Here is a 10,434-nt window from a genome sequence, read left to right as displayed (position 1 = left end):
AAGGGGGATTTAGGGGGATCTACAAGTGTTGGATACCACAGAAAAAAGTTTTCAGACATCCTCTTAAGATCAATTAATAATTTATGGACACAATAAAAGAAGTCGGGGATCTTATCTACCTACCCCTCTGCCTCCTTCCCGTTGCATCAATTGTGATGGTTTTTCAGTTTTGTGTTATAACCCTGTTGTGAAAATGAACTCAAACCAAAGACCACTGTATGGAACCAGATAAGCTGGCGCGATTAAAAGAGTATGGTGAATTTATCCTCCGCAAAATTGAATCTGTACCCCAACGTCCTTCCCAGGAGGAAGATTGGGTTCCCACTAGCCTTGATGATTGTTTGTTGCGGTTGCGAGAAGCGGCTGAAAAAACTGTAGAACTGGCAACTTCCCCGGTAAAAATCGGCATTATGGGGGAATTTAGCAGTGGTAAAAGTTTACTGCTAGGAAGTTTGATTGGTTATGCTGACGCTTTACCTGTGAGTGAAAATCCGACTACGGGTAATGTAACTGCGATTCATATTAAACCACAGGATGGTTTTGCAACTACCCAAGTAGATAATTACACGGTGGAATATTTATCCCATGAAGGGGTAAATGAGTGCTTACACTTCATGCTAAAAGAGGCAAACCGCCGCGCTACTGCCGCCGGGGTGACATCCTTACAAGTTGCTAAAATTAAAACAGGTAAAGATATTAGTATTTGGTGTGAGGAAGTTTGGAAAAGTTCCAATAATTTAGAGTTGCGTTATTTAGTGCGGGAGTTGGTGTCATTTTTACGGGCTTATCAAGCCTATGGTGAGGCTTTATGCGGTCGCTTTTACCAAATTGATGCTATTACTGCCCATGAGGGTTTACAACTGGCAGAAATGCCCATGGCCATTCAATCTCTAAAATTTGAGGATTTACCATCGGCGCATATTCGCTTACCAAATGCGCCGCAAAAATTAGCAACGCAATTATTACAAAATAGTTTTGCCCTCATTCGGCGTGTTGATATTGAAGTGAAAATATCACGGGAAATTTGGGATGTGACAGGGGCAGAGGAATTTGTTTTGTTAGATTTTCCTGGTTTAGGTGCAGCCAATTCGGGAACTAGAGATGCTTATTTATCATTGCGAGAATTAGCACAGGTACAGACAATTTTAGTCTTACTTAATGGTAAATCACCAGGGAGCGATCGCGCTAATAAAATTTTCACAATGATGCAGCAACAACGTCCCGGACAAGACCTTAAAGATTTAATTCTTGTCGGTGTGGGACGTTTTGATCAACTACCTTTAGAAAGTGAAGGTGGAGAAAGGGAACTAGATTTATTAATCAATAATCAATCTAATTCTCAACCTTTACAAACAAATACAGTTTTCCAAAAATTGAAAGTTCTCAAAACCATTATTGATGGGGCGGAGGCATTTACTTCTCAAAAAGACAGAATCGTTTTATTATCACCACTGTTAGGATTATCTGAATTAGCCAAACGGTCTAGTCAAGTTAAAGCCGGTTCTGAGGAATTTCTTGCCAATTTAGATTATCCTGATTATATGGAAAGACCCAAAAAATTACAACAGAAATGGGGTGATTTAAGTGAGGCTTTATTAGCAGCAGATGGTAGAAATCAACTCGGCCGACAATTAGGTTATTTTGCCCAAGATGGGGGTATTAGTAAATTAAGAGAATTGATTCAAACCCATGTCGCTAATCACGGCTTAAAGCAATTATATGAAGATACCCGTCGGGCTGCTGATGTCATCCGTCAACAACAAGAATACTTGAAAGAAAGTATCGCCGAAATCCATGAACAAGGTATACCCACAGTTGATACACCAGCTTTATTAGAATTAAGATCAGCCATAGAAAGTTTAGATAAAATCTATAGAAACTTCCAAAAAGATTTAGGTAAAGAACAGCTAAAAGATCGGCGGGGAGTTGTGGTTAGTGATGTCATTAAAGATGAACTAACTTTAAAGATTTTAAATTGGAGTCAGTGGACATTACTATTTAATAAAGTTCAAAATGGTACAATTACCCTAGCTGAATTTAAAGGTGCAGCCGGTAAATTATTTGATAGAGGAAATCGGGTAAATACCTCCCTACCAACCAAGAGTGATGACTTTTATCTAGCCTTTGAGAAAACAGTTAAAGAACTGGAAAATTTTGCGAGCGATCGCATTCGTCAAGCCCTGGCAGACTTATTAAACTCATTAGCACATCAAATCACTTTACAACGGGAAAAACTGCAAACAATTCTTCAACCAGAAATGGAACAGGAAATAGAATCAAAATTTGGACTAGAAGAAGCAGATTTATTTTATAAACTATTACTAGGATGTGATCCTCGCCAATGGAAAGAAGCCATTATTGCCGAAATAAATAACCATGATCAAACCATCAAACCAGAAAATATTTTTCCCCTAGCCAGACAAGACGAAAAACACAGCGTAGGACAAATTTTTGATTGGTCTCCCGAAAGAAATCAAAATCCATCTAGAAACACCAATCATCAACTTTTTGTTTTACGACTACGAGATGAAATTACAGCTAGTGCCAGTCTTCATCTAGTACAATATGTTAGTGAAATCAATCAACAGGTAAATATAGAAATCAATGGGATTTTAGATCAAATTATCCCCAGCTTGCAGAACCTTTCCAAACAAGAAGCATTATTAAGATATATTGCTACCAGAGACTCACAAGCCGAATTTGCCATACCTGCTTGGTTAGAAATTTTAGGAGATATTGCTAACATTAATGAAACTGAATTATTCACTTAAGTAGGTGAACACAATAAAACCAATCTGTGTAAAGAAAAGTAAAATTGCCCAAACCCTCTTCCCTCTTCCTTCCTGTCCTTAGTTTCTTCGTGGTTCATTAAATCCATATTCTCCCATCAAACAGAGAATAAACATTTAGTTATCAACACAACTTATGCAAACTATCTCTCAAATCCTCATTTCTCCCTAACCTCTGGGGTTCGTTATTCCATCAATCTTGCGTAAGTCCTAATCAAATCAATTGAGGAGAATGCGCTAACAATTAATTATTAACCAACACAAAAGGAAAATCAAAATGCCGGTGGAAATTCAACTTCTACCTAGCTTTAAATTAGGGATGAAAGAAAACTCACAGTTGCATCTACCCGCTATTCAAATTGTCCCTATTAACAGCAATATTCCCCATGTTGCTAGAATTACCTGCATAGTCAGAGGTACACCTTATGAATTAGCAGCAAAAATTCAAAACAGCTATAGACAATTTCATTCAGTCACACCCAAACAAATTACTAGCATTTGTCAATTAGGACAAGATATCTGTCAATTAGATGCACCTTTAACAACAATAGTTGATTGTACTTTAAAGGTAATGATTGAATATTTTGATTCTGATACAACAGGAAAACCAGATTTGTCTATATCTAAAGACATATCCGCCGAATCTGATCTTTGGTTTATACCCAATTTAGAAAAATCATCAAATCTACCTTCAGAAAATCCTACAGTCATGAATACTTCGCAATTTGACAACTATCTAAATAATTTAAATAATTTAAGTCAACAACTCAGTGAAAAACTCAATGAAAAACAAAGAAAAAGATTTCCGGGTTGGTTAGCTTTAGATTTTGGTACTTCTAACTCAACAGTGACACTTTTTGACCCAATTGAAGTTCCTATTGCTGAAGTTTTACCTAGAGAACAGGAACTGAGATTAAGAGAACGCATGGCTGAATGGTTAAATTCTCCCTCAGATTTAGCCTTACCAGATGTTAGTGCCGGTGAGTGGGATAAATTCTTAGCTGATATTAGCAAAAACTTAGAAATAGAATCACATCAATTAAGTGAAATTTTTGAAAGTGATCACAAAGAATTATTTTTAGAAGCAATTCGCCAAGTTGAATTATGTTTAGGAACAAGTGATAGATTTCGACGGGCTGTGAGTAAAAAACTTTATGCCATATATCATGAAGTTTTCCGCGTTCCCACATTAGAATCACAAAATTTAATTCCCGTAGTTTTAGATATTGACCGCCGCGATACAGAAATTCCCAGTGAAATGGAAGTATCCCAATTAATCCCCTTAAAACTACGCATGGGCAGAGACGCAAGAGATAATAGAAAAAAAGCCATAGCCCAGGGAACAACTGTTTCAGTAAAAGAAATTATTAGCAGATTTCATCATTCACCCAAACGCTATTTTGGACAAGATCGATCTTTCCCCATTATCTTAGGAGAAGATGAAGAAAATATCCAAGTTAATCGCCTCATTCAAGCTGCTTGGGCGCAATTAATTGAATTAACAGAAGATTATCGTCAACGGGGTAGACGCAGATTTTCAGAAGGCGATTTTTTAACAGCAGTTGTTACCTATCCCACCGTTGCCCCTCCCGTAGTTCGCAAAGAGATTAAGCAATTAGTCCAAGAATTAGGCATTGATGATGTACAAACTGCCTATGATGAAGCTGTTTCTGTAGCTATCTTTTTCCTATGGCGAGAATTTGGCGGAAATCTGAATATTGGCATTGAATCTTTTAAAACTCGTTGTCGTCAAAATGGGAATAAATGGTCACAAAATGTTCTGGTTTTAGATATTGGTGGCGGTACAACTGACTTAGCTTTAATTGAACTAAATCTAGAAGATAAAACTCCATTTTTTGCAGATCATGAAGATAGAGGTTTGGGCGGACGTTACTACAAACTTACCCCTAAATTATTAGGTTCTTCAGGACATTTGCAATTAGGTGGTGAATTAATTACTTTACGAATTTTCCGCCTATTAAAAGTTGCTATTTCTGATTTTCTCCTCACTGCAGTTACTACAGGTGACATCGAAAGCGATAAATTAGAAGACTTAATTAACTCTGAATTAAACGAACGTTTTTTAGAAGACGGAAAATTTAAATCTGGTAGTTTATTGAAATGTATAGATAAGGAAAATCCCGAAGGTGATGTTGCCTTTAAAGATGCTTTAGATACAGCCGAAAAAGTCTTACCCACTCGTTGGCAACAAGCACCTCAACGCCTCCAAACCTTTTACACCTTATGGGATCATGCTGAAGCCGCTAAATTCAAATTAGGACAAAAACCACCCATAGATGGTTCTTTATTAACCTTCACTTTAAACGAACAACAAATTAGTGAACTTCTCGCCCAAAGTGCCATTAAATTTCAGGTTAGAAGTTCTGAATCTATTTATCTAACCATAGATCATCACCAATTTGAACAAGCTGCAAATTCTTCAATTAAAGAAGCAATTGGTATTGCTAAAGGCTTAATGGAAAGTCGTCTTAGTGCAGAAACTAATCAAAAAGTAGATTGGTTAATTCTCTCTGGAAAAACTTGTAATCTTGATCTGGTTCAACAACAAATTTATGCAGAATTTAGTCAATCACCTTATTTTGTTTGGAATCCTGAACGAATTACTTTTGTTTTAGAATTTACCAAACTTGCTACTTCCGCAGGTGCTTGTTATGCCGAAAAATTACGTCGGTTTCGATTTGATCCTGAAGAATCTAAAAATCTCTTACGCAAAGGTGCAAATCAATTAGAAATTGATGTTAAAAACCTGTTTTATTATCTTCCTTGCAACTTTAAACGCAAAACCCAAAGTAACGAACCATTAGCCATTTTTAATGCAGGACAAGAACTATATCAACTTGCACCTTGGGATACTGTGGCTAAAGTGCGGACACCTTGGCAGGGTATACAATTAACTAATATTATCCATCGTCAAGATTATGAAAACGGAACTTTTCGCCTCTGGGGTAGTTTCGACGGTAAAATATTGATGGATAAATTGGGTATGGAAGAACAGGAATTTCTCAAAAAAATCAAAATACAATTTGAAATAGATCAAGCTTTACAATTTAGTGTTTTACTATGTCGTGGTAATCCCCATTATTTAATAGATGTAATTGGTATTGATATTAATTCAGTCATATCTAAAAATGCTGAAAATATCCTATTTACTGATGGAAATTTAAAATGGAATATTGCCGTTGAAAATTATCAACATAACTTAAATGATGGTGATATTGCTGTTAATGTTTTAGAATCTGCCACAGTTGATCAACCCCATGCTTATCATTTAGTATTTGCAGTTGATAATAATGATAGTGATAGTAAATTAATGGAAACATTTCATTATTTACAGGATGGTGTTAAAGAACCAGGAACAGGATTAATTAGTAAACCTTTGCCACCTTTTCCTAAAAGTGGTCAACACACCTTCTATATTTATCAAACTGATAGTGAAACTAATACGAAAAAATGGATACGTATTGGCACACTCAGCAGACCAGATATTATCACAGATTACCCTTGTCAATATCATGTAACTCTTGATAACAAAGGTATATTAAGAATACACGCTGGTGCTGTTCCTTATTGGACATCTAATAATCAAGAATGTCTAGAACAAGAAGGATGTGTTTATCGCGCAGAATTGGAATTACAACCCAACGAAGTTGATAAAGAACGTGATCCTTTTTGCGGTATTCATTAAGTTCAAGATCCCCGACCTCTTCCAGAAGTCGGGGATCTAAAATCTTTTATTTTCATCTTAATAAAATTATGCAACATTTACATAAATTACTAACTACACAAAACTCGGAATTAGCTAAAATATTACGCTTTAATTTATATGGACTAGCTGCAACTTTAACCCAAGCAAATCAAGAATATCCAATTGATCCGGGAATTGAGAGATGTGAAGCACTTCTACAAGAACTCCATCAATTATTAGAACCTGCACCAGTCAAAGATCCCCGACTTGTTGAAGAAGTCGGGGATCTCAAAGAACATGAGTTAAGAAATGAACCAAAATTATTAAAATTAAAAGATGCTTTTAATGATGATCCTGAATTAAAGTTTTATCTTGGTAATTCTCATATTCAAAGTCAAATAGATGGGGAAATATGGAACGAAATTCATAGAAAACTGTTACGAGTTCCCGAATATTTAGCTACATCTTGGCGAGATAAAGCTTTAATTTTTATACAAGAAATAGGTGCAATGGCAGATGATCATCATCTTGAACAATTACCATTTATCCGTGATGAAATTATTTATCCTGGGTTAAGTGGGACAGTGAAAGCAAAAGGACTAGGTTTATCTCAAACAGCATTAGTAAATTCGGAAATTGCCCAAACCCATCTTTCTGAAAATTTACATTTAATTGCCGGATTTTTACTTTTATATATTAAGTTTATTGAAATAGATTCAGACTTACATCATGCTTTAAAAAGTGTTTTTAGTTTTGATGTGGTTTCTTTACATTCTAAATCAGAACAACGTCATCAATATATTGACGCATTAAGCGATCGCTTTCACCGCATTCAAAAATGTGAAGATAATACCGATACTATCTTAAATTTATGTGCTTGGATTGACATGGATGAAGCCATTCATTCCCTAGTATTTATTCCCCCTGCTGAACGTTATTCTTGGTGGGGAAAATTACAAAAAGAATCTCGTCTTCTCCTCAGAAAAGCTGCTGATAAAGCAGTTAAAGCAGGTAATGAAGTCCGACTCAAACAATTATCAGGACTGTATGCTGATGTTTGTGAATTTTCTAAAGATGACTTGCAATTAGACTGTGGAGGAAATCCTGGTGAAGTCTTAACTTGTTTGCGAGTCTATGCCAGAATTAATCAGCAACAGTATCCAGGGAGAGTTATATTTCGGACTTTACGCTAGGGTTTGCTGAAAAAGTTGTCTGTGAGGAGAGGGAACTCTTAACTGGGAACAGGGAACAAATCCGCGAAACCCCTATTAATAAACGGTTATAGCTTTGTTCAGCAAACCCTACGCTAGACTTAGAAGAATTTTTACAAATTTTGCGATTAGAAATTACTAAAAACCTTCATAGTAACTCCTTTTATCATTCAGCATCACCAAAAAATAAAGGTAAAACAAACGCTGCAATAATTCCCCCTAATACAATCACCTCGATTATTTTCAATAATAAACTACCCCCCATAAACTGATTAATTTCTTCCCTAAGATTATGGGAAAAATTACCCAACCAACCACGCAAACGACTATACCAGTTAACAGGACTATCTTCTGGGCGAAATTTCCATGATACCATTGATAGTAATAATGGCAAACCACCCACTTTAGCAGACATCAAAACATGAATTGCTATACAACAAATCATGATTAACCAAGCTATTAAATGGACATAATACCAAACATGATCAAGTTCTCCTGTTGGTAGCCATTCTTCTTTCATCATTCTCCCAGACACTACCGCCAAAACACCAGCAAGTAACATTTTAGTATTTACTAAACGTTGTAGACTTACCCACCAAATTGGTCTACCAAATTGAGTTAAATTTTGGATAGAGTCTGGTTGTAATAGTCGTCTTTTCCCAGCATGAAAACTATAAACAGCAAAAAATGGGAGTAAAATTAGGAAAAATACTGCTAATGTCCCATGAATATCCTGAATAGGATTAATTTTGGGAATGGGAATATATCCAAATCTTTTGTCAAAAGTGTTGTAAATTAAGAATCCACTGATAATTGCCCCAATTACTAAAATTCCGCTAATACCATGAAGGATTCTCAAGATCAAGGGTTGATAGGGTGCTGAACGATTCATAAACTGATTGAGTATGTTTGCTATAAATACGCCATAAAAGTATATAATACATTAGATAGTAATTACAGTAAAGTACATTAATGGTTGAAATTATACATTTTACAGGATTTATCAAAGGAGTAACCTATAAAACATACTTAGGTGAAAAATTAAATGAAATTAATATAGATAATTTTGATGTCAATCAAGCAAGTGGTTATGGATTAATCAAGTCATTTATAACTGAGATTGCTTATTCTAAATGGGTTTCACCTAAAAGAACTAGAAGTTATCCTTTTGCTAGAATCTATACTACATATAATTCATCTAAAATTATAACCATTATTCCAGTAATTAAAGATGAAGGTCAAGATGGAGATAGAGATGTCATTCAATATTCTACTATTTCCTGGATGAATTTACTAAATATTTATATTGTTCTTGCTTATTATGAAACAGCAGAAAAAAGTAATAAAAAAGGACAATCAGCCAAAAATAAACTTTCTAATCAAAAATTTAATAATGAATTTGTGAAAGCTCAGATTGACGAAATATTAGCATATCGTCAAAGTGCTTTGCATTGGAATAAAAATTTATTTGAAGACAGATTTTTATCAATTTTTGAAAAAGCACTGAACTCTTATGATTCTATTGCTAGTAAAACGGGAGTGGTGATCCACTCACGAGTAACTATGGATAATTATTTACAAAAAATTATTTTGCAGTTTGAAGAATTTAAAAATATTTCTCTTAAAAATTCTCAAGATGCTAGTAAACGGGAAGCTATGACTTATCATAAAATGGAATATTTAGAAGATGGACTAAAAGCAACTTTTAGTATTGAAAATTATTTAGGGGGCGTTTACCACTTGACGGCTGACGAAATATTTGTTTATAATGATGAGTACATAATTCAAGAATCCAAAAATTCTTCAAAAGAATCTTTACCTAAACTTCCTGATATTCAAGATGGTTTATTTAAGTTAATTTTATTTTCTAACCTAGATTCTTTAAAACTGAATGGAGAACCAGTTAATTTTTTAACAAAATTAAAACTTACTGGAAAAAATGTAATTGGCTCTATTGTTTTTCCTGATGCAAAAGGAGAAGAAATAGAGAATTTTTTACAAATTAACAAGACAACTTTTACGAAAAAGCAACAAGCAATTATCAGAAAGTTGGCTTTAGAAGCTGAAAATAATCAAAAATTAAAAATACAAGTGTCCGGTAATTCTCAGATATAATTTTTTATGATCAAAAGTCCTCTCCGTTATCCTGGTGGGAAATCTAGAGCAATTAAAACAATCTCTGAATATCTCCCAAAAAAGTTTTCTGAATTTCGAGAACCCTTTGTTGGTGGTGGTTCAGTCTTCATCTACCTTAAACAACAACTTCCTAATTTAAAGATGGCGATTAATGATTTAAACCCCGAATTATACCTATTTTGGCATTTTGCACAATCTGATTTATCTAAATTAGTTTCTGAAGTTCGTCAGATAAAAGAAAATTACCAAGATGGAAAATTACTTTTTGCAAAATTAGCCCGTGTAGATGTTAATACCTTATCAGATTTAGAAAGAGCAGTCCGGTTTTTTGTTCTTAACAGAATTACCTTTTCGGGTACTATAGAATCAGGTGGCTTTTCTCTTGAAGCTTTTCATAAAAGATTTACCAATTCATCAATAGACAGACTGGAAAAATTAGCAAGTATATTAACGCCAGATATCAAAATTACCAATTTAGACTACAGCCATCTTATTAATCAACCAGGAAAAGATGTATTTATATTTTTAGATCCTCCCTATTTTAAAGCCGAAAAATCTAAACTATATGGTAAAAAAGGCGATTTACATACAG

The 10,434-nt window shown here is 34.6% G+C and carries 6 protein-coding genes; 5 read left to right on the top strand and 1 reads right to left on the bottom strand.

The window, feature by feature from the left end; translation table 11 throughout:
• The first annotated feature begins 218 nt into the window (after positions 1-218).
• The 3 genes from CUN59_RS16280 (at position 219) to CUN59_RS16270 (ending at position 7,688) form a co-directional block, all read left to right on the top strand.
• Positions 219-2,771 (top strand): dynamin family protein, encoded by a 2,553-nt coding sequence (locus CUN59_RS16280; protein WP_104388822.1) that lies wholly within the window; start codon positions 219-221, stop codon positions 2,769-2,771.
• Between the two features lie 295 nt (positions 2,772-3,066).
• Positions 3,067-6,495 carry an acetate and sugar kinases/Hsc70/actin family protein gene (locus tag CUN59_RS16275; RefSeq protein ID WP_104388821.1) on the top strand — a complete coding sequence of 1,143 codons (3,429 nt, stop codon included), beginning with the start codon at positions 3,067-3,069 and terminating at the stop codon, positions 6,493-6,495.
• A 68-nt stretch (positions 6,496-6,563) separates the two neighbouring features.
• Positions 6,564-7,688: a hypothetical protein gene (locus tag CUN59_RS16270; protein ID WP_104388820.1), complete on the top strand. Its 1,125-nt coding sequence runs from the start codon at positions 6,564-6,566 to the stop codon at positions 7,686-7,688.
• A gap of 184 nt (positions 7,689-7,872) precedes the next feature.
• On the opposite strand, the gene CUN59_RS16265 is transcribed toward CUN59_RS16270, so the two are convergent.
• Positions 7,873-8,598 (bottom strand): cytochrome b/b6 domain-containing protein, encoded by a 726-nt coding sequence (locus CUN59_RS16265; RefSeq protein WP_104388819.1) that lies wholly within the window; start codon positions 8,596-8,598, stop codon positions 7,873-7,875.
• Between the two features lie 80 nt (positions 8,599-8,678).
• Here CUN59_RS16265 and CUN59_RS16260 point away from each other — a divergent pair, with 80 nt between their 5' ends.
• A complete protein-coding gene (locus CUN59_RS16260; protein WP_104388818.1) occupies positions 8,679-9,821 on the top strand; it encodes a hypothetical protein in 1,143 nt (380 codons plus the stop codon).
• 6 nt (positions 9,822-9,827) lie between these two features.
• A partial coding sequence (locus CUN59_RS16255) for a DNA adenine methylase (protein WP_104388817.1) occupies positions 9,828-10,434 on the top strand: 607 nt, incomplete at its 3' end.

Source organism: Cuspidothrix issatschenkoi CHARLIE-1, from assembly GCF_002934005.1.
Lineage (GTDB): Bacteria > Cyanobacteriota > Cyanobacteriia > Cyanobacteriales > Nostocaceae > Cuspidothrix > Cuspidothrix issatschenkoi.
This window is presented reverse-complemented; position numbering and strand designations above follow the sequence as displayed.